Consider the following 24,375-nt stretch of genomic DNA (forward strand, 5'->3'; position numbering starts at 1 on the left):
ACGCAGTTAGGGCCAGATACCACCTTCCTCGGCGGCCGCGACGACGCGCTGGATGGCGACGACGTACATCGCCGTCCGGAAGTTCGGTGCGCCGGTCTCCTCGTAGGTCTCGACGAGGTCCTCGAACGCGTTCGTCATAATGGTCTCCAGTTCGTCGTTGACCCGCTCCTCAGACCAGTAGAACCGCTGGCGGTTTTGAACCCACTCGAAATACGACACCGTGACACCGCCGGCGTTGGCGAGGATGTCAGGGAACACGGCCACGTCACGGTCCGTGAGTACGTCGTCGGCATTCGGCGTCAGCGGGCCGTTGGCCGCCTCGACAACGATGTCGGCCTGTACGTCGGCCGCGAGGTCGCCGTCGATGGCGTTTTCGAGCGCCGCCGGCACAAGCAGGTCAACGTCCATCGTCAGCAGGTCTTCGTTGGTCAGTTCCTCGGTCGCGCCGTCGTAGCCGGTCAGCGACCCGGTCTCGCTCTTGAACGCCTTCGCCTCGCGTGCGTCGATACCGTCTGGGTTGTAGACGGCACCTGACGAGTCCGACACCGCGACGATGTTCGCGCCCAGGTCCTCGATGAGTTTCGCCGCCACGGAGCCGGCGTTCCCGTAGCCCTGGACGGCCACCGTCGCGTCCTCGATGTCCTTTCCGAGGTAGTCGAACGCCTCCCGTGCGGTGAGCATCACAGAGCGGCCGGTGGCTTCGACGCGGCCCGCACTGCCGCCCGACTCCGGTGCCTTGCCGGTGATGACGCCGGGTTCGGTCGTGTTCTCCAGCGTCTCGTAGGTGTCTTTGATCCAGTTCATCTCCCGCTGGCCGGTGTTGACATCGGGCGCGGGGATGTCCCGGTCTTCGCCGATGATCGGGCGGAGTTCCTTTGCGAACGACCGCGTTATCCGCTCGATTTCGCTGGCCGAGTACTGGCGCGGGTCGATCTCGATGCCGCCTTTCCCCCCGCCGTAGGGGATGTTGACAGCGGCGCACTTATACACCATCCAGCCGGACAGCGCCTTGACCTCATCACGTGTGACCTGCGGGTGATAGCGAATCCCGCCCTTGTACGGTCCCCTGTCGCCGTTGAACTGCGACCGGTAGGCCTTGAACACTTCGACGGAGCCGTCGTCCAACTCCACAGAAAGGTTTGTCTCCAGAACTCGCTCGGGGTGTTTCAGCCGTTCGAGAACGTCGGTCGAGTATTCGAGGTAGTCCGCCGCGTCGTCGATCTGCTCCTGTAGACTTTCAAATGGATTTACCTCAGTCGACATACGGGTATTGATTGGCACAGTAGGGAAAAGGGTACCGCCGTCCATGGGATTCCCCACGACAAGAGATACCTACGACGGAACGAACCCTCACTCGCGGCCGATGCCGGCACGCTCGATGATTCGTATTGCCTGTTTGACCTGTGGTGCGTCGATCATCTCCCCATCGACGACGAACACCCCGCCATTAGCGGCGTCACGAGCATCGAGAATCCGCTCGGCCCACTCGACCCGCGTCTTGTCGGGCGTGAACGCATCATTGATGACCGGGGCCTGGGCGGGGTGGATTGCGAGCTTTCCGTCGTAGCCCAGACCGACGGCCGTCTCAGTCTCCGCTCGGAGCCCGTCGAGGTCGTCGAACTGCGGGTAGTGCGTGTCTATCGGCGAGACACCGGCCGCTCGCGCCGCGAGGACGACGTGCTGGCGCGCGTGACTCACTTCCTGCCCGCTGACCGTCCGCGTCGCGCCGATGTCGCCGGCCAGGTCCTCGGCCCCGAACACGAGCGCGTCGGTCGCGGCCGCCGCCGCGATCCCCTCCGCGTGCAAGATGCCCGCGGCCGATTCCACCAGCGCCAGCACCGGACAGTCAGCGCCGTGGGATTCCAGCAGCGACGCCAGTTTCCGAACGTCGGAGGCGTCACGCGTCTTCGGAAGCATCACGCTGTCCGGGGCCGGCCCGTCGAGGACGACCGCGAGGTCGGCTTCGGCCCCCGATCCGACGGGATTGACCCGGACACACAGTTCGGGGGACGCCGGCACCACGTCGGAAAGTGCCTCGCGGACTGTCTCACGGGCCGCCGGCTTGGCGTCCGGAACGACGGCGTCTTCGAGGTCGTACACAATCACGTCGGCATCGCTCGCCGCGGCTTTCCGTAGCTTCTCTCCGTCGTCGCCCGGGGAGAACAGGACACTTCGGCGGGCCATACGGGGCCTACGTCCGCGCCCGTGGTAAGTGATTGGCGGCCAACGACCGCGGGGCGACTGACACTGCGACCCCGCGCCCCCACGGCTAAGAGCCGTCCGCGCCTGTGCTCAGTCATGCCCGGCAAGTACTACGAGGAGTTCACCGAGGGCGAGACCATCGTCCACGAGAAGCGCCGGACGATCAGCGAGAGCGACAACCAGCGGTTCTGTGACCTGACGATGAACCAGCAGCCACTCCACCTCGACGCCGAGTTCGCCGCCGGAACGCAGTTCGGCGAGCGCCTGGTCAACGGGCTGTACACGCTGTCCCTCGCTGTTGGACTGACGATACCCGATACCACCGACGGAACAATCGTCGCCAACCTCTCCTACGACGCCGTCGAGCACCCGGCACCGGTCGTCCACGGCGACACGATACGCGCGGAAACGACGGTCCTGAACACGCGACTGACCAGCGACGAGGAGCGCGGCGTCGTCACGATGCAAGTTGACGCCTACAAGCAGGACGACACGCTCGTCTGTACGTTCGAGCGGACGGCGCTGGTCCAGCGGGCGGGTGAGTGAATTCGGGGACCGGGATGCAGCGTAGCCCGGGCGGCTACAGGCTGACAAGCAGGGTCGCGTTAATCAGGACGGCACCCACCCACGGGAGCGCCAGCCCGAGCGGCACGACGACGCCGCGTTGCTCGCTCAGCGCCCGGCGTGTTAGCCCCGCCAGTCCAAGCACCCCGACCTTCGTCAGGGCGAGGACGGCGATCCCGAACGTCTCTATCGCGGCCCGCATCACTGGGTTCCCCTCGTGGAGACCGTGCTGGAGGCCGACGTGTGTCAGCCACACGTCGACGACAAGCGTGGCGACGACGACCAGCCATAGTTCTCGCTCGACGCCCGCGAGTTCGTCGAGCAGGGCGCTACACCACCCGTCGATGGCCCCTATCGGGACCGTTCGGTCCGTTGTGAACACGTCACCCTCCGCGACCACGCCCCCACGTGGTCTGTAATTCTGTTTTCACGCACCCTATTAAATACACACTGTTTACTTCTGAAAGAGAGCGATTAGGGGCTTTTTACTGCCCGACAAGCGCAGTATTCGGACAGGGACGGTTGCCGTCAGAGAATCGTGCCGTGTTTCTTCTCCGGGCGGTCTTTTTCGACATCTTCGTACAGGGCAAACCGGGCAGCGATCTCCTCGCGCAGGTCGCTTGGCGGGACGATTTCGTCGATGACGACTTCGCTCGCCATCCGGTGAACGTCAATGTCCTCGCGGTACTCCTCGCGCAGTTCCTGCTCGCGCTTGGCACGTTCTTCTGGGTCGTCTATCGCGTCCAGTTTGTTCGCGTACACCGCGTTTATCGCGGCTTCGGGGCCCATGATCGCGATTTCGCTACCCGGGAGCGCCAGTGTCGCCTCGGGGTCGTAGGCGGGGCCTGACATGGCGTAAATGCCCGCACCGTAGGCCTTCCGGACGACGACACACTGCTTCGGGACGGTGGCCTGCGAGGTTGCATAGATCATCCGTTTGCCGGCCTCCAGAATACCCTCTTTCTCGACCGAGGAGCCGGCCATGAACCCCGGGGTGTCACAGAGGTACAGCAGCGGGATGTTGTAGGCGTCACAGGTCCAGACGAAGCCGGCGGCCTTGCGGGCCGAATCGGGGAATATCGCGCCAGCCCGCTGGCTCGGCTGGTTGGCGACGATGCCGACCGGTCGGCCGTCGACCCTGGCGAACCCGGTCAGAATCTCGGTTCCGTACTGGGACTGCAACTCGAAGAAGGAGTCGGCATCGACGACACGTTCGATGACCCGGTGCATGTCATAGCCTTTGTTCGGCTCCGCAGGGATGACCGAGTCGAGGCCTTCGGGGTCCACTGCGGGAGCGGTTCCATGGGTTTGGGGCGGCTTCTCGTCGGCGCTGTCGGGCAGGTATGTGATGAGCTGTGCGACCAGCTCCCGGGCGTGTTCCTCGTCGTCGGCGACCAGATCCGCGCTGCCGGAGTGGCGGGCGTGCAGGTCTGGTCCACCCAGCGTTTCGAGGTCGATGTCCTCCCCGGTAACCATCTCGACCATCCGAGGCGAGGCAATCGCCAGCGCGCTCATGCCCCGGACCATGACGGTGAAATCGGCGAACACCGGCGTGTAGGCCGCACCGGCGATACACGGGCCGTACAGGACACAGATTTGCGGGACCGCACCCGACAACAGCGAGTGGTTGTAGTAGAACTTCCCGATGCCCTCGCGATTGGCGAAGAACCCCCGCTGCTGGTCGATTCGGCCGCCCGAGGAGTCGACCAGATAGAGTAGCGGCCGGCCGCTCTTCAGCGCGCGCTCTTGCAGTCGGAGGAACTTCTCGACGCCGTGGCGGGCGATCGACCCCGCCTTGACCGTGAAGTCGTTGGCGGCGACGTGGACCTGTCGGCCCTCGAAGGTTCCCGCGCCGGTGATGAGCCCGTCGGCCGGCAGCCGGTCGTCCTCCTCGTCCACGTCGGGACTGCTAGGGTGCCACGAATCGAAGTTCGCGAACCGGCCGTCCTCGAAATCAAGGCCGTCGTCACCGAACCAGAGGTCGAGTCGGTCCCGGACGAACAGCTTCCCCTGCTCAGCGAGGCGGTCCCGGTACTTCTGTGGCCCGCCGCGCTCGATGTCATCGATTTCCTCACGGAGGCGTTTTTCTCGCTCAGTAGGTTCCGCGTCCCTCGCGTTGTCGTTCGGGACCGCTTCGGCTGTCTCACTCTCGTCGGTCACCTCACGGACCAGCGTGGGGGTTGTCTCGTCGCCGACGTACACTTCGACGGTTCGGCCCGTGTGTTCGGCGACAGCGGCTGCGATAGCCGACGCCTCCTCGCGGGTGGCCTCGGCTGCGATATGGACCTTCATACCACACCTAACGTTCCCAGGGGTCACAGTAGTTGCCCCGCATGCGATTATCAGGTCTCGTAATGATGGCGTACCATTGATATCGGGTGCCGGAGTAGTCATGCACCATGAGCGCCACCGGCCACGCCCGAGCGGCACCTATGTCGACCGGGCGTCGCCGCCGGTGGCTCCCGCTTCTCGCCCTCCTGCTTGCGGTTCCGCTGCTCACAGCAGTCGCTGCTGGCACCGCCACGGCCGAGGACACGGACCCGCCGGAGTGGGGCAACGCGACGCGTGGCAACGCGACGACAATCGACGTGTTCCTGTACGATAACGGCTCGCTCGATACCGATACGATCCAGGCGGACGACTTCCGGCTATCGTCCAACCGGATCCAGAGCGTTTCGGTCACCTCGCTAAACTCGACAGGAACAAACAGGTCCGGAGCGCGCGTATCACTGCTGTTAGCGAACAAGGCGGACACCGACAATATTACCGTTAGCCTCCGTGACACCGGTAGGATCACCGACGAAGCGGGCAACCAACTCCCACACGAGTCGGTCACTGCAACCGGGATGGATTCCGTCGTGCCGAAGTACCGTTCGTTCGAGGTGCGCCGCGTCAACAGTTCGACCGCCCGTATCTCCGTCGGGGTTCACGAACCGATACAGCAACTGCAGATCTCCATCGGCGGACAGTCGATCGACACGCTCAACATCTCCGGGTTTTCCGAACGCACCGGGAACACGATCACCTACACCCGAAAGTACAGGTTCCCGGAGGAGGGAGAGTACTCCCTGCTTTTGCTGTCGGTGACCGACAGGAACGGGAACGACAACTCCTTCAGCCGCCAACGGAGCTTCCTGTATGATGGGTCTGCGCCGAACGTCACCGTCACTGGACCGGAGAACGCGACGGTCGGCGAGTCGGTGACCTTCTCTGTGGCGAATTCAACGGACGATCAGGGTGTAGACTCGGTCCGGTGGCAGGTGGGGAGGGAGACGATTCTGACCGGTGAGAACATCACCGTCGCGTTTGCCGCCCCAGGCAACCACGAGGTGACGGTGTCAGCCGCCGATCCGCTCGGGAACACGGAGACCGTGACCAGAATCGTCTCTGTGACGGGGAACGGAACCGCTGGGAACGTGACCGTGCGGCGGCCGAACGCGACGACAGCGAACGTATCGGTAAACGGAACGGGCCAGTCCCAGCGGATACAGCCCCCAGACGGCGCACTCGTCAGCGGCCCGAACGGAACATTAGAGCGACTCACCGTGACGTTTCCGCGCAACGAGTCTGCCGAACTCACCATCCGCTCGCGCCGCCCCGCCTCGGCATTTGCGGCCGCGACCGACCACACCGGCCTTAGCCGGTTCGATGTCGACCACGGCTCCGTCCCGACCGAGGACGTGACGTTCACATTTACTGTGGCACGGGAGACGCTGGAAGCGACCGGTGTGGAGCCACGTAGCGTGACGCTGTTCCGGAAACACGACGGCTGGTCGCCGTTAGCGACTGAAATCGCGTCCCGGGGCGAGTCACAGATCGTCTATCGAGCCCAGTCGCCGGGCCTCTCCACGTTCGTGGTGGGGGCCGAACGGACGACAGCAGCGGACGCAGAAGCGGCCGCAGAGTCGGAAACATCGACTCCCAGACCCGAAACGACCGAGGACGCCGGGCAGCCGGATATCGTGGTCACGAACGCGACAGCCGTTCCATCGACGCTCGACTCGGGCGAGCGGACCGTCATCACCGTCGAACTGACAAACAGGGGCACAGCGAGCGGCGATCATCTCGTCATTGTCTCGCTCAACACGTCGATACTGACGACACGGACGGTGACAGTGCCGGCCGGCGAGACGCGAACGACGGAGTTCGCCCGCTCGGTCCCCGAGAACTCGTCTGGGTCTCTGACCGTCGATAACCGGCGTGTCGGAAACGTCACGGCCGCTGAGGGTGGGTTTTCTCTGCCGGGACTCCCGTCAGTGCCATCGCTCGCAATCCCGAACCCGAACTCGTTGTGGCCCGACGGCATCGTCGGGACGGTGCTTGGTGGGCTACTGGGCGTCGCTATCGGTCTCTATAGCCTTCTCAAAGGGTTAGCGATCTATCTCGGGTACTAAAACGAATACCGAAGGTATCAGTCGATGTTCGCTTCGAGCCGGTCGATCAGATCGTCGTTCCCGAGATACAGCGGCGTTCGTTCGTGTAGCTCGTCGGGTTCGACCTCCAGCAGTGACTGCTCGCCGTTCGAGGAGCGGCCGCCGGCGGATTCGAGGATGTAGGCCATTGGCTGGCCCTCGAACTGGAGCCGCAGTTTCCCTTCGGGGCGGGACTCCAGTTCCGGATACGAGAAGACACCGCCGTAAGTGAGCACCTGATTGATGTCGGCGACCATCGCCCCGCCGTAGCGGAGTTTGAGTTCGTGACGGATCTCCTCGGCGTAGGACGCGAACTCGTCCGTCCAGGAGTCGATACCGCCACCGAACCCGAACACTGTCGGATCGTCCGGGACCGTCACGTCGTCGTCGACGATCCGCTTGTCGCCGTCTTCGAGGATATACTCGCTGACGCCCCCCTTTCGAGCGACAACCATCGAGGTTATCGGCCCGTAGATGACGAAGCCGGCGGCGAGCAGGTTCGTCCCGACCGTCGGCGGGCGCTCGCTGTAAACGCCGAAAATCGTTCCCATCCCGCTGTTGGGTTCGAGGTTGCTCGACCCGTCGAGGGGGTCCATGGCGACGTGCAGGCGGCCGTCTGTGGCTTCCACGCCCGCACGCTCCTCGCTGGCGTAGGTGGCGACCCCGTCGATACCGAGGAGGCGCTGTTCGAACAGTTCGTCGGCGCGCAGGTCGGCCGCGAGCTGGTCATCCCCGCTGGGGTTAACGGAGTTGCTCTGGCCGCGGTGGTCGGCAACGGCACGGCGAACGTCCGGCGTCGTTTCGACGATGCCGTCGATGACTTCAGTGACCGTCTGCTCGGCTTCGGTGGTCGAGGTATCGAGTGACTTGCTCATTTGTCAGATGTAGGGGGTTGTCCGGGCAGAGACCGGATACGCGACGACCGGTCGAATTATTCGTCTGAACCTGCTGCCCACAGGGTCTCTCATCACCAGATCGTTCTCCGGCACACCATAAGTATCTTTTTGCTGACATTTACTACAGTTCGAGTGAATCTTCGAGCGGGCGTCAGCGATTGCCGCTAAGTGTGTGACGGCCTGACTCGGCTGTGGTCTGGTGTCGCGTTGGCTCACTCCCGTCGGCAGACTTACACGACGGCCGACCGAAGGTGTGACCATGCATCTCGAAGCAGTCGACACCGTCGGCGTCGTCGGGGCCGGGACGATGGGCAACGGCATTGCCCAGGTCTCGGCGACGGCCGGCTACGATGTCGTCATGCGCGACGTATCCGAAGAACTAGTCGCTGCCGGGTTCGAGGACATCCAGGCGAGCTTCGAGAACCTCGTCGCGCGCGGGACAGTCACGAAAGAGGAGGCCGAGGCGGCGAAAGACCGCATCACGGGCACGACCGAGATGGAGGACCTTGCTGACGCTGATCTGGTCGTCGAGGCAGTGACGGAGGACATGGAGATCAAGCAGTCAGTGTTCGAGGATCTCGATGGCATCTGTAAGCCGAGAGCCGTCCTAGCTAGCAACACTAGCACGCTGTCGATCACGACTATCGCTAGCGCCACTGACCGGCCCGAGCAGGTTCTCGGATTGCACTTCATGAACCCCGTCCCGGTGATGAAAGGCGTGGAACTGGTCGTCGGCGAGAGGACCAGCGACGAGACGGTGACGCTGGGTCAAGAGTTCGCCCACGACATCGGCAAGGAAACCTGGGAGGCCGACGACAAGCCCGGCTTCGTCGTCAACCGCGTGCTGATGCCCTGGATCAACGAGGGGATTCGGGCCTACGACGAGGGCGTCGCCGAGAAGGCCGACATCGACCGTGGACTGACGCTCGGGACGAACGTCCCCATGGGGCCGCTGGAACTGGCCGACCACATCGGCCTCGACGTGGTGCTTGACGCCTCTGAAACCCTCTACGAGGAACTAGGCGACCGCTACAAGCCGGCGTATCTCCTCAAACGGAAAGTCGCGGCGGGTGACCTCGGAAAGAAATCGGGTCGGGGCTTCTACGACTATGACTGACCTGCTTCCGATGATAAACGGCAACGGCGACAGTGGCAGTTCGAGTACGATACCCAGCAACGGGCCCGCCGTTGGCGAACAGTAAAGGACCGGCCTGCGTTAGATTTTGGCATGGACTTCAGTCCCACACAGGAACAACGCCAGATACAGGAGATGGTCGCGGAGTTCGTCGACGAGGAGGTCAAACCGCGGGCGGCGGAGATCGACGACACCGACGAGTTTCCGTGGGACCTCGTCGAGCAGATGGCCGAGCTGGGCCTGATGGGGATGCCGATTCCCGAGGAGTACGGCGGTGCAGAACTTGACTACCACAGCTACGCGATGGCCCTCGAAGAGATTTCGCGGGGGAGCGGCGGGCTCGGCACAATCGTCGCCGCCCACATCTCGCTGGCCTGCAACATGATATACGAGTTCGGCGACGAGTCCCAGAAAGAGACCTACCTCACGCCGCTGGCCGAGGGCGAGGAGATCGGCGCGTTCGCCCTCTCGGAAGCGGGCGCGGGCAGTGACGTGCCGGCGATGGACACCACCGCCGAACCGATAGAGGGCGGCGACGCCTATCTGGTCAACGGCGGGAAGCTCTGGATATCGAACGGCTCCGTCGCCGATACCGTCGTCCTGTTCGCCAAGACCGACCCCGAGGCTGGCAACAAGGGCATCTCGTCGTTCATCGTCCGGCCCGAGGAGGACGACGGCTTCATCGTCGAGGGCACCGAGCACAAACTCGGCGACAAGGGATGCCCGACCGCCGAACTGCGGTTCGACGACATGCGTCTGCCGGCGGACCGCCGGCTCGGCGAGGAGGGCCGCGGCTTCGTGCACGCCCTCAAGACGCTCAATGGCGGGCGAATCACTATCGCGGCCCGCGGTGTCGGCATCGCTCAGGCCGCGCTGGACGAGGCGCTGCGCTACGCCCAGGACCGCGAGCAGTTCGACCAGCCAATTAGCGATTTCCAGGCTATCCAGCACAAGCTCGCGGACATGGACACGAAGACCCAGGCTGCCCGCCTGCTGATGCACCAGGCCGCCGATAAGAAGATGGCTGGCGACTCCTTCGTCAAGGAGGCCGCCCAGGCCAAGCTGTACGCCTCCGAGGTGTCCCGGGAAGTGGCCAACGAGGGCATCCAGATCCACGGCGGCTACGGGTACACGAAGGATTTCCCCGTCGAGCGGTTCTACCGCGACGCCAAACTCAACGAAATCTACGAAGGGACCAGCGAGGTACTGCGCAACACTATTGCGAGTGAACTGCTCGATTAGGGGATGGAGAGCAGCCCTTCGACGACCACCGCACGCGTGAAATAGAAGGGTTTGCCGTCCGCTCGGTAGCGGTTTGCGCTAATCGTTCCCAGCGCGAGCAGCACCACCACGCCGACGGTTCCGGCGAGCATGCCGACGAGCACCGGTGGCTGATTGGCCGCACGTGCGAACACGTACGTTGCGACGCTTGCGAGCGCCGCGAACGGGAGGGCGTCCAGACCTGCCAGGAGGAGCGATCGAGTCAGGGACATGGCTGTATCCTGTGACAGCCTCCACAAAAAGAATACCTGCTCAGTGGCGGCACAGCGATATTCGCCAGAAGCCGACATGCAGCGGCGTCAGGATTCCTCGCTGAGCGCCTCGCGCATCCATTCAAACTGGTTTCGAAGCCGTTGCTCGCCGGCCTCGGTCAGGGAGTACTTGTCGGCGATGCCGTCTTCGCGGTGAACGACAAACCCAGCCGACTCCAGCGCGTCGAGCGCGCCGTAGAAGCTCTGGGGTTCGATTCGCGTGTCGTAGCGGCGTTCGAGCCGCGTCTTCAGCCGCTGGCCGGAGAGTTCGCCGTCCTCGGCGGCAGCAAGCAGGACGCACATGTCGCGCCGGCGGCCGCTCTGGAGCCACTTCGCCATAGGTGTCTGGTCACAGCCGCCCGGTTTCGCGCTTGTGGTTTCGGACGGACCGCCAGGTTCGCATACCCCGACTCCCTAGAACCGCCGATGACCGACTCCGAACTCCCCGTCGAGGCGTCAGCCGACGGCATCACGGCCACCTATCGAGAGACCGAAGACGAGCGGCTGCTGACCTTCGAGAGCGACACCGGCAGCGCCGCAATCGCCCAGAACATCGAGGGGTACGCAATGTTGAAGGTCCGGCCGACGGCCGACGGCGACGAACTGGAGCGGTACTACGGCTTCGACATGGCGCTCGACCACGCGGCGGAACTGCTGAGCCGGTCACCGCATGACCTCCCCGTCCCGGAGGCTGCCGCCGACATGGGAATGTAACGCTCACACGCTTGTTCTCGCGGGGTTGACGCTTCTGGCCCATAGCTGTGCGCAGTTGGTATGTATCTCGTAAAAATATGTCTGTGTAGTTATCTATTCACTATTCACCTGCTCTACTGCTATCGATTCGCATCAGTGAAGAAAACAGACACATGAGCCGATATTATAAACTGGTTTTAAAATACCCCTCCCCTGAATACTCGCATGGTTGACTTTACCCGACGACAAGTGCTTTCACAGTCGGTGGCTGCTGCGCTTGGGGCCAGCGTCATCGGCGTGTCAAGTGGCGAAGAGGTCGAAGAATCCGACACACCCGGCGCACCGAGCGTCAAAGGAGAACTCAAGCGGCTCTCCACGACGGCTTTCGGGGCCGAGGTAACGGGACCGTTCGTCTTCGAGGACGGGTCGCTGCTGTACAGCCTTCAGCATCCCGAGGGGGAAAACCCCGAACCGTTCGGTCGGGCCGCAGTGGGCTATTTCAGCGGCTTCCAGTTCACGTTCAACGGGAGCAACGACGACTTCCAGGAAGTCGGTGTACCGGACACCGAGGAGAAACAGCGGCAGGTCCGGTCCGCGACCGGCGACTACGAGATTCTCGTACAGGGCCGCGAGCCGATCAACGGCGGCGAGGAGCGCCTCGGCGTGACCCAGACGCCCGACGGAACGGACGTGACTCCCGAGAACTTCGCCGGTGCCAAGGGCGGGGTCGGTGCGGGACCGGACTGTAACCAGTTCGTCCCGACGAACGACGAGGGGACCGAGGGCTATCTCTTCACGAACTGGGAGAACGTCCCCGGCTGCATCTCGCGAGTGCCGCTCAGCCAGGACGAAAACGGCGAGTGGAGCGCGGACACCGAGAACGCGATGAACGTCGTCAACACGGAGGCGTTCCGCGAACTCGGCGGCACACGAACCAACTGCTACGGCGACCTCAGCCCGTGGGAAACGATGATCTCCGCCGAAGAGAACTACGCCCACGCTCGGGTCCATCGGACCGCGACGGTAGGGGACATCGTCGAGGCTGGCACGGGCGTCGGCCTGCTTGGCGGCTGCCAGTTCTGGAACCGACCGAACCCGGCCGGTATCGTCGACGCGATCAACACCTACGCCGAGAACGGCGACATCAGCGAAGCGTGGACGCCACAGGGAGCCTGGTCACAGATCGGCAATGAGGGGCTCGCGTACTACCTCGGTGCGGAACCGTCCGACAATGAAGACGGCGAGAACACAACGACCCCCATCGACGATGTCTACCCCAACCCATACCGCTTTGGCTACTTCGTCGACATCCGCAAGCCGGCAGCCGAGACGCCAAATCCCATCAAGTACTGGGTGATGGGCCGGGCCGCCTACGAGGCCCCGGACATTCAGGGCGACCGGAAGACGGTGTACATGTGCTCCGACGGCGACAGCAAGGGCATCTACAAGTTCGTCGCTGACGAGCCAATCGACAGCTACGAGAACACTGACGACATCGCCGGGACGCTGTACGCCCCGAAGATCACCAACGACACGGCCAGTGTCGCCGAATCGGACAGCCGCAACTCGCCCGCACAGACGCCCCTCGAAGTCGAGTGGCTCGAACTCGGGCACGCCACCAACGGCGAGGTCGAATCCTGGATCGCCGACTACGACGAGGTTACGCAGGCTGACTACCTCGAAGCACACGCCGAAACCGACTGGCAGGAAGACACGTCGGCAGCGATCAAGGAGGCCGACCTCGAAGTCCTCAAAAACGGGAACCAGAACTACATCACCAACGAGGAAATCGTCGAATGGGCCACCCAGTACGAACAGAACGGTCCCGACGGCGTCGACGAAGACCTCCGACGGGTCCCGTTCCTCGAAACCCGTGCCGCGGCGAAGGAAATCGGCGCATCCATCGAGTTCAACAAGGCCGAGGGCGTCGACACCATGGACAACTCCCAGCCCGGGGACTTCATCTACTTCGGCATCTCCGAGTTCAACGACGGGCTCGCCGACGACGAGGGCGACATCCAGATGGACCGCGTCGACGGCGGCGTCGTCTACCGCGCCGAACTCGAATCCGACTACAACGTCTCGACGCTCGAACCCGTCATCACCGGTCCGGACTTCACCGACTCGCCGGAAGACGCCGACGACGCGCTTCGGAACATCGACAACGTCTATACGATGCGCGACGGCCGCGTCCTCTGCTGTGAGGACGGCTTCGGCGGTCCCACGCGCTCCTACCCCAACGACGGTCTCTACGTCTACCAGCCGAACGTCATCGTCAGCGCTGGCTCCGCCGCGGTCGGCGGCGGGTCGACGGGCAGCGTGCCGCTAACCGCCTCCTCGCTCCCCGCCGGCTTCTCCGGTGCGCGACTCACCGTCAGCGTCTCGAACCCCGACATCGCGTCGATCACTGGCGTCTCCTTCCCGGACTCGCTGGGCCTCACAGAGCAGTCTGTCAGTGACGACGGCGCTACGGCCACCATCCGCGTGGCCGATGTCGACACGAACGTCCAGTCCGGTGGCATGGACGTTCCCCTCGCGACGCTCGACGTGCGCGCCGACAGCGGCGGCACGACCGACCTCACCGTCTCGGTCGAGCAGATGGACGACGAGAGCGGGACCGCCATCGAGGCGGAGACTCGGAACGGGCTCATCGTCGGCGGCCCCGATACGATTATCGGTGACGCCGCACCGACCGACCCCGACGGCGACGGGCACTTCGAGGACCTCAACGGGAACGGTCGCCTCGACTACGAGGACGTGCAGGTCCTGTTCGAGAACATGGATTCGGACAGCGTCCGCCTGAACGTCGGTGCCTACGACTTCAACGAGAACGGCCAGATCGACTTCGCGGACGTGACCGAACTCTACGAAGAGGTCAACTGACGACTTCGCCCGAAATTTCCCATCTTTCCATACACGACAATGACTGACAGCACCCACCTTTCGATACGCGAGCGGACCGTTCACCTGGCCCTCGTACTCGCTGCGCTCACCCTCCTCGCGGGCACGCTTCCCGCAGTCGCGGCGGCCCAGAGCGGCCCGACGGTCACCGTCGGAAACGGAACCGTCACCGCCGGAGAGACGACGACAGTCCAGGTGGTCCTCACGAGCGCCCCGGACGGCCTGGCCGGCTATCAGGTCGAACTCGCGCTTGACGACCCCGCAGTGGCCCAGTTCGACAACGCCAGCTACCCCGACCGCTTCGCGCTTACCACGGACCCCGTCGTCAGCTCCGACGGAGGGACGATAACCATTGAGGCGGCTGATCTGGACGGCGCAATCGAACCCGGCGCCGGCAACGTGACGCTGGCGACCGTCGAGATCGCCGGTGGCGAAGCCGGTGAGACGGGCCTGACAGTCGCGTCCGGCCAGTTCGACGCGGACGGCGGGGAAGCCATAGAGCCCGCGACGGAGCCGACGACGGTCACGGTGTCGTCGGGACCGACGGAGACGGCCGTCACGGGGAACTCGGCGTCGGCGACCGCCGCGGACTCGACTGACGGCGAACCGAGCACTGCGAGCGCCGAAACCGACAGCGGCGACAATCAATCGACGACCGCGGCCGCCGGTCCGCTCGCGCTCCCGCTCGTCCTCGTCGCGCTTGGCGTGGCAGCGGCACTCGCAGCCAGAGCCGGTCAACCGTAGCGTCCCAACACAGATCTGCCGGAGTCAGAGCGCAGCCTCTCACTACCGAACAGTTCGAGCGCCCGCGAGTACACCTTCGGGTTCGCATCGTTGAGCGAGCAATAGCGACACGCTCACCGATGATGTCCACACATAGCCAGTCGGACACGCATTTTGAGAGCGGACGGTTACGCCATCGCAGCAGTGAATAAACGGCGGAAAACGCTTTTTTGACAGGCGTGTGTCATCTGGCTCGTAGTCGTAGACAGTTGGTATGTATCCCGTAAAAATATATCTCGATAGTGATTGATTCACCAACAATCCGATTCCCTGCTATCGGTATTCATCTGTGACGAAAACAGACACATGCGAACGTATTATAAACTGGTTTTAAAACACCAACCTGCTTGACACCTGCATGGTCGATTTTACTCGACGACAGGTACTATCGAAATCGGTGGCTGCTGCGCTTGGGGCCAGCGTCATCGGTGTGGCAAGTGGTGACGAAGTCGAAGAATCCGATACACCCGGCGCGCCGAGCGTTAAGGGGGAACTCAAGCGGTTCTCCACGACGGCCTTTGGGGCCGAGGTAACAGGACCGTTCGTTTTCCAGGACGGGTCGCTGCTGTACAGCCTCCAGCATCCTGAGGGGGGAAACCCCGAGCCGTTCGGAACCGCCGGTATCGGCTACTTCAGCGGCTTCCAGTTCGAACTCGACGGGGACAACGACGACTTCGACGAACTGGGGACGCCACAGACCGAGGCGGAACAGCGACGGGTCCGGTCGGGCAACGGTGAGTACACCATCTTCGCCCACGGCCGTGACGAAATCAACGGCGGCGAGGAGCGCCTCGGCGTCACGCAGACGCCGGACGGCATGGACATCACGCTGGACAATTTAAACGGGACACAGTACGGGGCCGCCGCGACGAACCCCGACTGCAACCAGTTCGTCCCGACGAACGACGAGGGGACCGAGGGCTACCTCTTCACCAACTGGGAGAACAGCCCGGGCAACGTCAGCCGAATCCCACTGAGCCAGACGCAGGGCGGCGAGTGGGAAGCCGACCTCGATGACGCGCTCAACCTGGCGAACACGGAGCCGCTCCGCGAACTCGGTGGCACCCGGATCAACTGCTACGGCGACCTCAGTCCGTGGGGGACGATGATATCCTCCGAGGAGAACTACGCCCACCCGCGCGTCTCGCTGACCAACCAGGTCGGCGACATCGTCGACGCCGGCACCGGCAAGGGACGCATCGGCGGCTGCCAGTTCTGGAACCGGCCGAACCCGACCGGTATCCAGAGCGCCGTCGATGACTACTACGGCGACGAGTCCTGGGGCATCCAGGGGTACTGGGCGCTGGACGGCGTGGAGTTCCTCGCGTACTACCTCGGTGCCGAGCAGGCCGACCAGACCGACTACATCAACACCATCCAGCCGATAACCGACGTGTACCCGAACCCGTACCGCTACGGCTACCATATCGATGTCCGCGAGCCGACGGCCGACCCGCCACAGCCGATTAAATACTACGTGATGGGGCGGGCGTCGTGGGAGGCCCCGAACATCCAGGCCGACGAGCAGACCGTCTACGGCTGTTCCGACGGCGACAGCAAGGGCATCTACAAGTTCGTCGCCGACGAGCCGATTCCGAGCTACGAGGACCCGATGGACGTGGCGGGAACGCTGTACGCGCCAAAGATCACCAACGCACAGGCCAACGCCTCGATGGTCGGCACACGGAAATCCCCGGCGCAGTACCCGCTCGAAATCGAATGGATGCCGCTGGGTCACGCGAGCAATGCGGAAATCGAGGAATGGATCGCCGAGTACGACGGTATCACGCAGGCCGACTACCTCGAAACCCACGCCGAAACCGACTGGGAAGAGGACCTCGAAGCGGCCCTCGAAGAAGCCGACCAAGCTGTCGTCGAGGACGGGAACCAGAACTACATCACGAACGAGGAAATCGTCGAGTGGGCCGACCAGTACTATACCGAAGGCCACGACGGCGTTGACGAGGAACTCCGCCGCGTGCCGTTCCTCGAAACCCGCGCCGCGGCCAAGGAAATCGGCGCATCCATCGAGTTCAACAAAGCCGAGGGCGTCGACAGCAGGGACGGCGCTGGACCCGGCGACCCGGTCTACTTCGGCATCTCGGAGTTCAACGACGACCTCGCCAACGACACCGGCGACATCCAGATGGACCGCGTCGACGGCGGCATCGTCTACCGCGGCGAACTCGAAGAGGACTACAATATCTCGACGCTCGAACCTGTTATCGTCGGACCGGACTTCACCGACGAACCGGAAGACGCCGACGACGCGCTCCGCAACGTCGACAACGTCTACGTGATGGACGACGGTCGCGTCCTCTGCTGTGAGGACGGCTTCGGTGGCCCCGCCCGCACCTACCCCAACGACGGCCTCTACGTCTACGAACCGCCGGAATCCGAAGAGGACGAAGAGGAAACAGAAGACGGTGAGGAAACAGAAGACGGAGAGGAAACCGAGGACGAGGAGGAGACCGAGAACGGAGAGGAAGAGACTGAATCGCCGGGCAACAGCACAGACGCACCCGACAACACCGAGACCCCGGGGAACAGCACTGACACCCCCGGAAACAGTACCGACGCGCCAGGCAACAGTACTCCTGGTAACAGCACTGACGCTCCTGGCAACAGCACTGCCACGCCCGGCAACGGCAACAGCACTGCCACGCCTGGCAACGGCAACAGCACCGGTAGCTAACGGGTCGGGACCGCCGACTCGGCACCATCTGAACACACGAACTCCCCAATTTTACCATAATGGCGCAGACCGACAACTCGAACACAGTAACGGACATGGAGACGTATCGTGAGTACATCCTCGGCGTTCGAATCGTCGAGTGGACCACAGCCGACGGCGAGGTCCGGTATCGCTTCGAGGCCCCGGACCACCAGGGCGTCAAGTTCGACGACCCCGAGATGGCGACGCTGTACGCTGACGTGTACTTCGACGCGAACGGCTTCCAGGAAGCCGGAACCGGCGAACGCGGCGTGCCGCCGACGGTTATCCAGGCCGGCCGCGATACGCTCGTCGCCTACTTCCTCACGCAGGACGGGGTCGATGTCCACTGGGCGGCGTCGTTCTACGGCGAGAAACCGGAGAAGATCGAGCGGTACGCGTCACGCGTCCGCAAGCGGTCGAAGAAGATCCGCGACGGGGCAAAAGAGCAGGGCCACGCCTGAAAAAGGCGATGCCGTGCCCGATGAATGTGCCGTTCCGGTTCAAACGCCGTCTGAAGAAGTGAATAACAAGACGGTATCGACCGAACTCCGCATTTAGAATTCGACGTAAATATACACCCTCCGAACCAGAAATTACATATCGGAAATCTCCGTTTCTAGGCCGAGGTGCGGAGATCGGACAGCGGAACGAGAGCTTTTTCCGGTCGGCAGTGACACCGTGAGGTAATGGTTGGAGGGCAGTGATGTCGGTTCGCGTCGACTGGCGACAGAGCGTCGCCTTCACCGGCACAGTACTCAAGTATCTGGCCGTGACGATGCTCGTTCCGCTGGCTATCAGTCTCCTCTACGGGGAGGATATCGTCACGTTTCTGGTCTCTATCGCGGTCACAGTGTCTATCGGGCTTACGCTGGAACGACTCAGCCCCGACCCCGACCTCGGCCCGCGCGAGGCGCTCCTGTTCGTCGCCCTCTCGTGGGGGGCCGTCGCTGTCGTCGGCGCAATACCCTACATGATCGCGGGCTGGGGGACTGAGTCGGCACTGGGCCATCCTGTGCACGCGCTGTTCGAGTCGATGTCGGGCTTCACGACGACCGGGGCGACGGTCACCGATGAGATATCTTTCGCCCGTCACTCCCACGCGCTGTTGCTGTGGCGACAGCTCACCCAGTGGCTGGGCGGCATGGGTATCATCGTCCTGATGGTCGCTATCCTCCCCGAAGCAGCGGTCAACGGTGCGCAACTGATTGAGTCGGAAGCGCCCGGTCCCGAACTCCAGAAGCTCACCCCGAAGATAGCCGAGACTGCGCGGCTACTGTGGCTGTTCTATCTCGGATTTACGGTGCTGCTCGTCCTCATCCTTCTCGTCCTCGGCCAGACATCGCTGGCTCCAAACATGAACGCGTACAACGCTGTCGCCCACGGATTTTCCACGTTACCGACCGGCGGATTCTCCCCGCAGGCGGAAAGCATCGCGGCGTTCTCTCCGGCTATCCAATGGGTCATCATTCCGTTCATGCTCGTCGCTGGGACGAACTTCGCGCTGTTTTACCTCCTGTTGCAGAACGACTACGCCGCCTTCCTGCAGGACCGCGAACTCCAGGCGTATCTCGGTGCGAACGCCGGCGTGGCCGTCATCCTCTGGGGGCTGCTCTTTACCGGGTCCGCTCCGCCGTTGGAACTCGGCGGCGTTACTCAGGGCGCACTGGAGAACTCGCTTCGGCAAGCGACGTTCCAGGTCGCGTCGCTGTTGAACTCGACCGGATACGCGACGAGCAACTTCGCACAGTGGGGCAACACCGCAAAGGGCGTCCTGCTGTTTGCGATGTTCATCGGCGGCTCCGCGGGGTCGACCGGTGGCGGTATCAAAATCGTCCGCTGGCTCGTCGTGTTCAAGGGCATCCGACGGCAACTGTTCACCACGGCCCATCCCAGCGCCGTCAAGCCCGTTCGACTTGGCGGGCAGGTCATCGACGAAAACGCTGTGACCGCGATATACGGATTTACGCTGGTGTATCTGCTGACCCTCGGTGTAGCGACGGTAGTGCTGCTGCTCGATGCAGGGCGGGTCGGGCTGGAACTGACAGTGTTCGAGGCGATGAGCGCGAGCCTGGCGACCATCGGCAACATCGGCCCGGGCTTTGGCTTCCTTGGCCCGTTCGGGAGTTACACCGACTTTCCACACACCAGCAAGCTACTGATGATCTTCCTGATGTGGCTCGGCCGACTGGAGATCATTCCGGTGCTGGTGATTTTCACCGGGGCGTTCTGGAACGAGTAACCAGACACTCGCCCCTCTGGTGCCCCTGGCTAGCTGTTTGTTATAGTTGTTTGATCTGTTGGCCCAGGCCCCGTCCCAAATCACTATACTCTCCCCGGCAGACAGTCCTGATATGGCACCGCTCACTGCTCAGTTCGACCATCCGGCCTGGCTGACAGCCGCCGGGACGCTCGCAGGCTACGGCCTCATCCTCCTGTTCATGTTCCTGCTGCTATTCATCGTCCCCTATCTCCTGTTCCCGGCTTGAACGAGCCAGTACTGCGGCGGCTACTCGTATCTTGAATCGATGAGAAACCCGAGCGAGATGAGTCCACAGACCATCGAGAGGAAGCCGACGGTGACGAGTCCGAACGGCGGGTCGTCTCCGGGGTAGGTCGCGAGTCGGCCAAAGGCCCCAACGGTGATAGCCCACAGCCCGACGGTCAGTATGAGGTCCGCGTACGCATTCCAAGCGTCTTCGACCGCTGGTTCGACACGAGCGAGCCACCAGCCGGGTGTCTCAGCATCTGTCGATGGGCCCCGACCCAGGAGCTGCCGAAACGCGGGCCGGCCACCGGCGGCGACGAGCGCAGCGGTCGAAAGCACTGCAACTCCGGCGAAAACGGACGCTGGAACCGACCGAAAGCGCAGCAACAGGAACAGCGCGACGTAGCCCAGGACGGCGATGCCCGCCGCAAGTCCCCGCAACGTTTCACTGACACTCATTTCTCGTATGCTGACCCCGTTCGAATCGGCCGGTACAGCGTCGCCCGTCTTAATTGGTTCACTAGCGGCGCGACTGCCGCGGTAAACCGATCCCACACAGGGTATCGCAGTTAGTAAATAGGTCGGCGAGGGAGTACACGTCGATGGAAGGGAAGGCAGCAGCGCCCGCAGCAGGGACGGTCCTCAACGCGCTGGCGACCGGCCGCGGCGCGGCGTTTGCTATCGACGAGTACACGACAGCCACCGTCGAGCTCTCGACCGAGACCGAGGGCGTCACCGGCGAGGTCGCCGATGTGCCGGACGCCGACACGCGGCTCATCGAGCGCTGCGTCGAGTACGTCATCGACGCCCACGGCGGCCCACAGAACGTGGGCGTGCCGGCGGTCTCCGGCGGCACTGTCCGCACCGAGAGCGAGGTCCCGATGGCCTCGGGGCTCAAAAGCTCCAGTGCGGCCGCGAACGCGACCGTCATGGCGACGCTCGACGCGCTCGACGCGACCGAGCGGATGAGCCGGGAGGACATGGCCCGCCTCGGCGTCATGGCCGCCCGCGACGTTGGCGTCACCGTCACCGGGGCCTTCGACGACGCCTCGGCGTCGATGCTGGGCGGCGTCACCGTCACCGACAACGAAGACGACGCGCTTCTGGCCCGCGAGGAAATCGACTGGGACGTGCTGGTCTGGACGCCGCCGGAACAGTCCTTCAGCGCCGACGCTGATGTCGAGCGCTGTCGACAGATCGCACCGATGGCCCGCCTCGTCGAAGACCTCGCGCTCGACGGCGACTACCAGCGAGCGATGACGGTCAACGGCCTCGCGTTCTCCGCCGCACTGGATTTCGAGACGGACCCGGTACTCGACGCGCTCCAGCACGTCGAGGGCGTCTCGCTGTCCGGGACGGGGCCGTCCTTTACCGCCGTTGGTGAGCGGGCGGCGCTCGAAGCCGTACAGGACGCCTGGGACGAGCGACCCGGCGAGACCTGGCTGACGACGACACAAACCGAGGGAACACACACAGTATGAGCACGAACCCGAACCCAGAGGACATGTCGCTGGACGAACTGCGCGACGAAATCCGGACTATCGACCGCGAGATCGTCGAGAAGATCGCACAGCGAACCTACGTGGCCGATACCATCGCACAGGTCAAAGACGAGAAGGGACTGCCGACCACTGACGAACAGCAGGAACAGGCCGTGATGGACCGCGCTGGCGACAACGCTGAGCAGTTCGATGTCGACGCGAATCTCGTGAAAGCGATTTTCCGGTTACTGATCGAACTGAACAAAGTCGAACAGCGTGAATCCCGGTAGTACTAGTACGCCCAGAGACGGTTGATCCGCGAATCGATATCAGGATGTGCTGTTCGGAGCGTGTCGACATCGGTTTCGCCGTCAACGTTGATAACGTGGATTTCACCCCGCTGGCCGTCGTACGCGTCCTGAAAATCGTAGACGACGCCGAACACGTCGACCGCATCGGGAACGTCGTCGCTATCGCTGAGGAATTCGACTTGTCTGTCGACGTTGTATTCGACGAGTCGATTGATAGCGTCCGCCCGCTCGATATCATCGGGGAGCAGTTCCACTCCGGGCGCGAGGTGCGGTTTGAGAACGCTGAGACAGTGCTCGATGCCCGCCGGTTCGTCGAGCCCGTCCGTCAGGTCGTCGTAGGTCGCCGTCACCGCGCCACAGCCGGTGTGCCCGACGACAACGGCGGTTTCAGTCATCGTGTGTTCGATCGGATACAACACGTCGCCAGACACCGCCTCGCCGGATGCAGTCCGCTGGATGACTCGATTCCCGATGTTGCTACACGTAAAGAGGTGGCCCGGTTCGTCGTTGCCCCACATGTGGTCCTGCAGGACACGCGAATCGGAGCAACAGACCGTGACAGCGTCCGGCGTTTGCGAGTGCTGGACGCTATCGAACCGGTCCCGGAACGCCGCCGCGTGGTCGGCGTTTCCGGCAAGTAAATCGTACAGGAGCTGACTCATGCGTGGGCAGATACCCGCCATGAAGTAAACTCATTGGGCTGGTGCAGTGGTGACTGCGCACAGTCTTCTGTCGGGGCCGAAAGAGTTTATCAATCTATTGTAGCATCTATCCAGATGATTTCAAATAACGGAGCCCGCCACCACCACAAACTGCCAGTACAAGGATGAGACGCACTACTGTCTTGCGGTTGTAGTTATTTGAGTAAGGGAATGGGGTCGGAGGGATTTGAACCCCCGATCGGCTGATATCTCCGTCCTGCGCCTCGGAACTCCAGAGGGTCATCGTTGCGAGCCGGTGATCAGCCGGCCGCTCAGTATATCAGCCCTTGGAGTGTCGTCCCAGGCGCGTGGCCTCTGGAGTCAGCCGCCTTCCCGGACTAGGCCACGACCCCGCACTCCGGCGTATGCCCAGCCCTGATAAAGGGATTTCGATTGGCAGACGGCAGTCAGTCGCGGTCGGTGTCAGACCAGTCACACTCCTGGCACTTGTAGCCGGTGACAAACTCCATGGCAGAGGGCATATACCCTACGGAGATGACGTTCTCGCCGCATTCCGGGCAGTCGTCGGCAGCATCTTCGATCGGTTCGGCGTCCATGACGCTCTCGCCTTCGATGAGTTCGGCCAGGCTCTCGGGGGTCTGCATCCGCCCCTGCACAACGCGGTTATCTCCCATACCAGAGGGCCGGGCCTGACGGGCCTAAAAGTTCTCCATCAGAGCCACGGGGCGCGTTCCTGGTCGGGTTCGTACTCGACGGCGGCCCCGTCGTCGGTCTGCTCGTCGGCGGCGACACCCTGGGACGCGCCGCCATCGGAGAAGGCGGCGGTGAGATCCACGGCGTCGGGGCGGTACTCCGTGTGGCGCGTGCGGGCGTTCTCTGGGTCGAAGGACAGCAGCGCCGTGACGGCGAGGACGGCCAGCGCCACGGGAGCGTCGGTGGGCATGACGCCGAGAACCGAGAGGGCGAGCACGCCGAGCGCGACGGCGCTGCCGAAGCGGAAGCGGTCGATGTCGACGGCGTTGCGGAGCCACGGGCTCGCCAGCGCGACCGCGAGGGCGAAACCGATGCCGACGCCGGTGGTGGCAGCGGCACGGAGCAAGACGCCGGGTTCGATGGCAGTGACCAGCGTCGCACCGGCGGGGTCGAGGCTCCCCAGCAGCCCCAGCAGGACGATGACGGCCGGCCGCGGCAGGTACTCGCCGATACGGGCGCTTGCGGTCTGTGCGGCGATAGCGAGGATGACGAGGCCGGCGAACCGTTCGAGGGTCGCCAACTCGACGATACCGGCTATCGTCGGCGCGAGCGCCGCCTCAATGAGGGCGACCGGTAGCAGGACGGCCCCGATGATGAGCACGGAGCGGGCCTGCTGTCGGGGGCCGCCTTCGAGTTCGGCCAGGACGACGGCGACCGTGGCCGAACCGCCGAAGACGAGCAAGCCTACTTCGAGGACGCCGGTCCAGGTCGACAGCGCCCCCGCAAGGACGAGCACCGGGAAGATGCCGTCGACGAGCGGGAGGCCCATGACAGTGGCGAGGAGTCGGCCGCCGCGGCCGACCTGCTGCTCGATGTCGAGTGCAATCGGGTGTCTGGAGATACTCATGT

At 63.5% G+C, this 24,375-nt stretch carries 24 protein-coding genes and 1 tRNA gene; 13 read left to right on the top strand and 12 right to left on the bottom strand.

Annotated features, from left to right (window positions below; all coding sequences use genetic code 11):
- Positions 1 to 6: 6 nt before the first annotated feature.
- Positions 7 to 1,263: a Glu/Leu/Phe/Val family dehydrogenase gene (locus tag Harman_RS01385; RefSeq protein ID WP_137682036.1), complete on the bottom strand. Its 1,257-nt coding sequence runs from the start codon at positions 1,261 to 1,263 to the stop codon at positions 7 to 9.
- 87 nt (positions 1,264 to 1,350) lie between these two features.
- Positions 1,351 to 2,184: an HpcH/HpaI aldolase/citrate lyase family protein gene (locus tag Harman_RS01390; protein ID WP_137682037.1), complete on the bottom strand. Its 834-nt coding sequence runs from the start codon at positions 2,182 to 2,184 to the stop codon at positions 1,351 to 1,353.
- Positions 2,185 to 2,298: 114 nt separating this feature from the next.
- On the opposite strand from Harman_RS01390, the gene Harman_RS01395 reads away from it, so the two are divergent.
- A complete protein-coding gene (locus Harman_RS01395) occupies positions 2,299 to 2,748 on the top strand; it encodes a MaoC family dehydratase (RefSeq protein ID WP_137682038.1) in 450 nt (149 codons plus the stop codon).
- A 34-nt stretch (positions 2,749 to 2,782) separates the two neighbouring features.
- On the opposite strand, the gene Harman_RS01400 is transcribed toward Harman_RS01395, so the two are convergent.
- Positions 2,783 to 3,166, bottom strand: a complete 384-nt coding sequence (locus tag Harman_RS01400; protein WP_137682039.1) for a DUF5658 family protein — start codon at positions 3,164 to 3,166, stop codon at positions 2,783 to 2,785.
- A gap of 128 nt (positions 3,167 to 3,294) precedes the next feature.
- Complete coding sequence (locus Harman_RS01405) at positions 3,295 to 5,058, bottom strand: acyl-CoA carboxylase subunit beta (RefSeq protein WP_137682040.1); 1,764 nt, start codon at positions 5,056 to 5,058, stop codon at positions 3,295 to 3,297.
- A gap of 107 nt (positions 5,059 to 5,165) precedes the next feature.
- On the opposite strand from Harman_RS01405, the gene Harman_RS01410 reads away from it, so the two are divergent.
- Positions 5,166 to 7,160 carry a PKD domain-containing protein gene (locus Harman_RS01410; RefSeq protein ID WP_137682041.1) on the top strand — a complete coding sequence of 665 codons (1,995 nt, stop codon included), beginning with the start codon at positions 5,166 to 5,168 and terminating at the stop codon, positions 7,158 to 7,160.
- 17 nt (positions 7,161 to 7,177) lie between these two features.
- Here the strand turns inward: Harman_RS01410 and Harman_RS01415 are convergent, their stop codons facing one another.
- Positions 7,178 to 8,053: a class 1 fructose-bisphosphatase gene (locus tag Harman_RS01415; RefSeq protein ID WP_137682042.1), complete on the bottom strand. Its 876-nt coding sequence runs from the start codon at positions 8,051 to 8,053 to the stop codon at positions 7,178 to 7,180.
- A gap of 280 nt (positions 8,054 to 8,333) precedes the next feature.
- On the opposite strand from Harman_RS01415, the gene Harman_RS01420 reads away from it, so the two are divergent.
- Together Harman_RS01420 and Harman_RS01425 are read left to right on the top strand one after the other, a co-directional pair.
- On the top strand, positions 8,334 to 9,191 hold the full coding sequence (locus tag Harman_RS01420; protein WP_137682043.1) for a 3-hydroxyacyl-CoA dehydrogenase family protein: 858 nt from the start codon (positions 8,334 to 8,336) through the stop codon (positions 9,189 to 9,191).
- 111 nt (positions 9,192 to 9,302) lie between these two features.
- On the top strand, positions 9,303 to 10,451 hold the full coding sequence (locus tag Harman_RS01425) for an acyl-CoA dehydrogenase (protein WP_137682044.1): 1,149 nt from the start codon (positions 9,303 to 9,305) through the stop codon (positions 10,449 to 10,451).
- On the opposite strand, the gene Harman_RS01430 is transcribed toward Harman_RS01425, so the two are convergent.
- Together Harman_RS01430 and Harman_RS01435 are read right to left on the bottom strand one after the other, a co-directional pair.
- Positions 10,448 to 10,702, bottom strand: a complete 255-nt coding sequence (locus Harman_RS01430) for a hypothetical protein (RefSeq protein ID WP_137682045.1) — start codon at positions 10,700 to 10,702, stop codon at positions 10,448 to 10,450. The two genes, Harman_RS01425 and Harman_RS01430, sit on opposite strands and share 4 nt — an antisense overlap.
- An 87-nt stretch (positions 10,703 to 10,789) precedes the next feature.
- Positions 10,790 to 11,080 carry a PadR family transcriptional regulator gene (locus Harman_RS01435; protein WP_137682046.1) on the bottom strand — a complete coding sequence of 97 codons (291 nt, stop codon included), beginning with the start codon at positions 11,078 to 11,080 and terminating at the stop codon, positions 10,790 to 10,792.
- A gap of 87 nt (positions 11,081 to 11,167) precedes the next feature.
- Between Harman_RS01435 and Harman_RS01440 the strand changes: the two genes are divergently transcribed.
- The 7 genes from Harman_RS01440 to Harman_RS21905 all read left to right on the top strand — a co-directional run bounded on the left by Harman_RS01440 (position 11,168) and on the right by Harman_RS21905 (position 20,320).
- Positions 11,168 to 11,455, top strand: coding sequence for a DUF7111 family protein (locus Harman_RS01440; protein WP_137682047.1), 288 nt, complete (start codon positions 11,168 to 11,170; stop codon positions 11,453 to 11,455).
- Positions 11,456 to 11,659: 204 nt separating this feature from the next.
- A complete protein-coding gene (locus Harman_RS01445; RefSeq protein ID WP_137682048.1) occupies positions 11,660 to 14,317 on the top strand; it encodes an alkaline phosphatase PhoX in 2,658 nt (885 codons plus the stop codon).
- Positions 14,318 to 14,356: 39 nt separating this feature from the next.
- Positions 14,357 to 15,079, top strand: coding sequence for a cell surface protein (locus Harman_RS01450; RefSeq protein WP_137682049.1), 723 nt, complete (start codon positions 14,357 to 14,359; stop codon positions 15,077 to 15,079).
- Positions 15,080 to 15,476: 397 nt separating this feature from the next.
- On the top strand, positions 15,477 to 17,813 hold the full coding sequence (locus tag Harman_RS01455; RefSeq protein ID WP_137682050.1) for an alkaline phosphatase PhoX: 2,337 nt from the start codon (positions 15,477 to 15,479) through the stop codon (positions 17,811 to 17,813).
- 59 nt (positions 17,814 to 17,872) lie between these two features.
- Positions 17,873 to 18,295, top strand: coding sequence for a hypothetical protein (locus Harman_RS01460; RefSeq protein WP_137682051.1), 423 nt, complete (start codon positions 17,873 to 17,875; stop codon positions 18,293 to 18,295).
- A gap of 242 nt (positions 18,296 to 18,537) precedes the next feature.
- Positions 18,538 to 20,073 carry a TrkH family potassium uptake protein gene (locus Harman_RS01465; protein WP_137682052.1) on the top strand — a complete coding sequence of 512 codons (1,536 nt, stop codon included), beginning with the start codon at positions 18,538 to 18,540 and terminating at the stop codon, positions 20,071 to 20,073.
- A gap of 112 nt (positions 20,074 to 20,185) precedes the next feature.
- Positions 20,186 to 20,320 carry a hypothetical protein gene (locus Harman_RS21905; RefSeq protein WP_268812784.1) on the top strand — a complete coding sequence of 45 codons (135 nt, stop codon included), beginning with the start codon at positions 20,186 to 20,188 and terminating at the stop codon, positions 20,318 to 20,320.
- A 20-nt stretch (positions 20,321 to 20,340) separates the two neighbouring features.
- Here Harman_RS21905 and Harman_RS01470 read toward each other — a convergent pair whose 3' ends face one another.
- Positions 20,341 to 20,778 (bottom strand): hypothetical protein, encoded by a 438-nt coding sequence (locus tag Harman_RS01470; protein WP_137682053.1) that lies wholly within the window; start codon positions 20,776 to 20,778, stop codon positions 20,341 to 20,343.
- A 143-nt stretch (positions 20,779 to 20,921) separates the two neighbouring features.
- Here Harman_RS01470 and Harman_RS01475 point away from each other — a divergent pair, with 143 nt between their 5' ends.
- Both Harman_RS01475 and Harman_RS01480 read left to right on the top strand, forming a co-directional pair.
- Entirely contained in the window at positions 20,922 to 21,800 is an 879-nt protein-coding gene (locus Harman_RS01475) for a shikimate kinase (RefSeq protein WP_137682054.1), read from the top strand.
- On the top strand, positions 21,797 to 22,090 hold the full coding sequence (locus Harman_RS01480; RefSeq protein WP_137682055.1) for a chorismate mutase: 294 nt from the start codon (positions 21,797 to 21,799) through the stop codon (positions 22,088 to 22,090). The genes Harman_RS01475 and Harman_RS01480 overlap by 4 nt, the downstream gene beginning before the upstream one ends.
- A 2-nt stretch (positions 22,091 to 22,092) precedes the next feature.
- Here Harman_RS01480 and Harman_RS01485 read toward each other — a convergent pair whose 3' ends face one another.
- From Harman_RS01485 to Harman_RS01495, 4 genes are all read right to left on the bottom strand, one after another.
- Positions 22,093 to 22,773, bottom strand: coding sequence for a carbonic anhydrase (locus Harman_RS01485; protein WP_137682056.1), 681 nt, complete (start codon positions 22,771 to 22,773; stop codon positions 22,093 to 22,095).
- Positions 22,774 to 22,984: 211 nt separating this feature from the next.
- Positions 22,985 to 23,165: transfer RNA gene (locus tag Harman_RS21200), tRNA-Trp, on the bottom strand.
- A 54-nt stretch (positions 23,166 to 23,219) separates the two neighbouring features.
- On the bottom strand, positions 23,220 to 23,447 hold the full coding sequence (locus Harman_RS01490; protein WP_137682057.1) for a DUF5795 family protein: 228 nt from the start codon (positions 23,445 to 23,447) through the stop codon (positions 23,220 to 23,222).
- 38 nt (positions 23,448 to 23,485) lie between these two features.
- Positions 23,486 to 24,373 carry a DUF5794 domain-containing protein gene (locus Harman_RS01495; RefSeq protein WP_137682058.1) on the bottom strand — a complete coding sequence of 296 codons (888 nt, stop codon included), beginning with the start codon at positions 24,371 to 24,373 and terminating at the stop codon, positions 23,486 to 23,488.
- Positions 24,374 to 24,375: the final 2 nt, after the last annotated feature.

Origin of the sequence: Haloarcula mannanilytica (genome assembly GCF_005406125.1) — an archaeon.
Taxonomy (GTDB): Archaea; Halobacteriota; Halobacteria; order Halobacteriales; family Haloarculaceae; genus Haloarcula; species Haloarcula mannanilytica.

Excerpts from the sequence above, each read along its gene's own strand:
- Harman_RS01445 (WP_137682048.1), top strand. The coding sequence starts at position 11,660 with ATGGTTGACTTTACCCGACGACAAGTGCTTTCACAGTCGGTGGCTGCT.
- Harman_RS01480 (WP_137682055.1), top strand. The coding sequence starts at position 21,797 with ATGAGCACGAACCCGAACCCAGAGGACATGTCGCTGGACGAACTGCGC.
- Harman_RS01495 (WP_137682058.1), bottom strand. The coding sequence starts at position 24,373 with ATGAGTATCTCCAGACACCCGATTGCACTCGACATCGAGCAGCAGGTC.
- Harman_RS01465 (WP_137682052.1), top strand. The coding sequence starts at position 18,538 with ATGTCGGTTCGCGTCGACTGGCGACAGAGCGTCGCCTTCACCGGCACA.
- Harman_RS01405 (WP_137682040.1), bottom strand. The coding sequence starts at position 5,058 with ATGAAGGTCCATATCGCAGCCGAGGCCACCCGCGAGGAGGCGTCGGCT.
- Harman_RS01435 (WP_137682046.1), bottom strand. The coding sequence starts at position 11,080 with ATGGCGAAGTGGCTCCAGAGCGGCCGCCGGCGCGACATGTGCGTCCTG.
- Harman_RS01420 (WP_137682043.1), top strand. The coding sequence starts at position 8,334 with ATGCATCTCGAAGCAGTCGACACCGTCGGCGTCGTCGGGGCCGGGACG.
- Harman_RS01490 (WP_137682057.1), bottom strand. The coding sequence starts at position 23,447 with ATGGGAGATAACCGCGTTGTGCAGGGGCGGATGCAGACCCCCGAGAGC.
- Harman_RS01395 (WP_137682038.1), top strand. The coding sequence starts at position 2,299 with ATGCCCGGCAAGTACTACGAGGAGTTCACCGAGGGCGAGACCATCGTC.
- Harman_RS21905 (WP_268812784.1), top strand. The coding sequence starts at position 20,186 with ATGGCACCGCTCACTGCTCAGTTCGACCATCCGGCCTGGCTGACAGCC.
- Harman_RS01440 (WP_137682047.1), top strand. The coding sequence starts at position 11,168 with ATGACCGACTCCGAACTCCCCGTCGAGGCGTCAGCCGACGGCATCACG.
- Harman_RS01470 (WP_137682053.1), bottom strand. The coding sequence starts at position 20,778 with ATGAGTGTCAGTGAAACGTTGCGGGGACTTGCGGCGGGCATCGCCGTC.
- Harman_RS01425 (WP_137682044.1), top strand. The coding sequence starts at position 9,303 with ATGGACTTCAGTCCCACACAGGAACAACGCCAGATACAGGAGATGGTC.
- Harman_RS01475 (WP_137682054.1), top strand. The coding sequence starts at position 20,922 with ATGGAAGGGAAGGCAGCAGCGCCCGCAGCAGGGACGGTCCTCAACGCG.
- Harman_RS01415 (WP_137682042.1), bottom strand. The coding sequence starts at position 8,053 with ATGAGCAAGTCACTCGATACCTCGACCACCGAAGCCGAGCAGACGGTC.
- Harman_RS01485 (WP_137682056.1), bottom strand. The coding sequence starts at position 22,773 with ATGAGTCAGCTCCTGTACGATTTACTTGCCGGAAACGCCGACCACGCG.
- Harman_RS01460 (WP_137682051.1), top strand. The coding sequence starts at position 17,873 with ATGGCGCAGACCGACAACTCGAACACAGTAACGGACATGGAGACGTAT.
- Harman_RS01455 (WP_137682050.1), top strand. The coding sequence starts at position 15,477 with ATGGTCGATTTTACTCGACGACAGGTACTATCGAAATCGGTGGCTGCT.
- Harman_RS01410 (WP_137682041.1), top strand. The coding sequence starts at position 5,166 with ATGAGCGCCACCGGCCACGCCCGAGCGGCACCTATGTCGACCGGGCGT.
- Harman_RS01390 (WP_137682037.1), bottom strand. The coding sequence starts at position 2,184 with ATGGCCCGCCGAAGTGTCCTGTTCTCCCCGGGCGACGACGGAGAGAAG.
- Harman_RS01450 (WP_137682049.1), top strand. The coding sequence starts at position 14,357 with ATGACTGACAGCACCCACCTTTCGATACGCGAGCGGACCGTTCACCTG.
- Harman_RS01430 (WP_137682045.1), bottom strand. The coding sequence starts at position 10,702 with ATGTCCCTGACTCGATCGCTCCTCCTGGCAGGTCTGGACGCCCTCCCG.
- Harman_RS01385 (WP_137682036.1), bottom strand. The coding sequence starts at position 1,263 with ATGTCGACTGAGGTAAATCCATTTGAAAGTCTACAGGAGCAGATCGAC.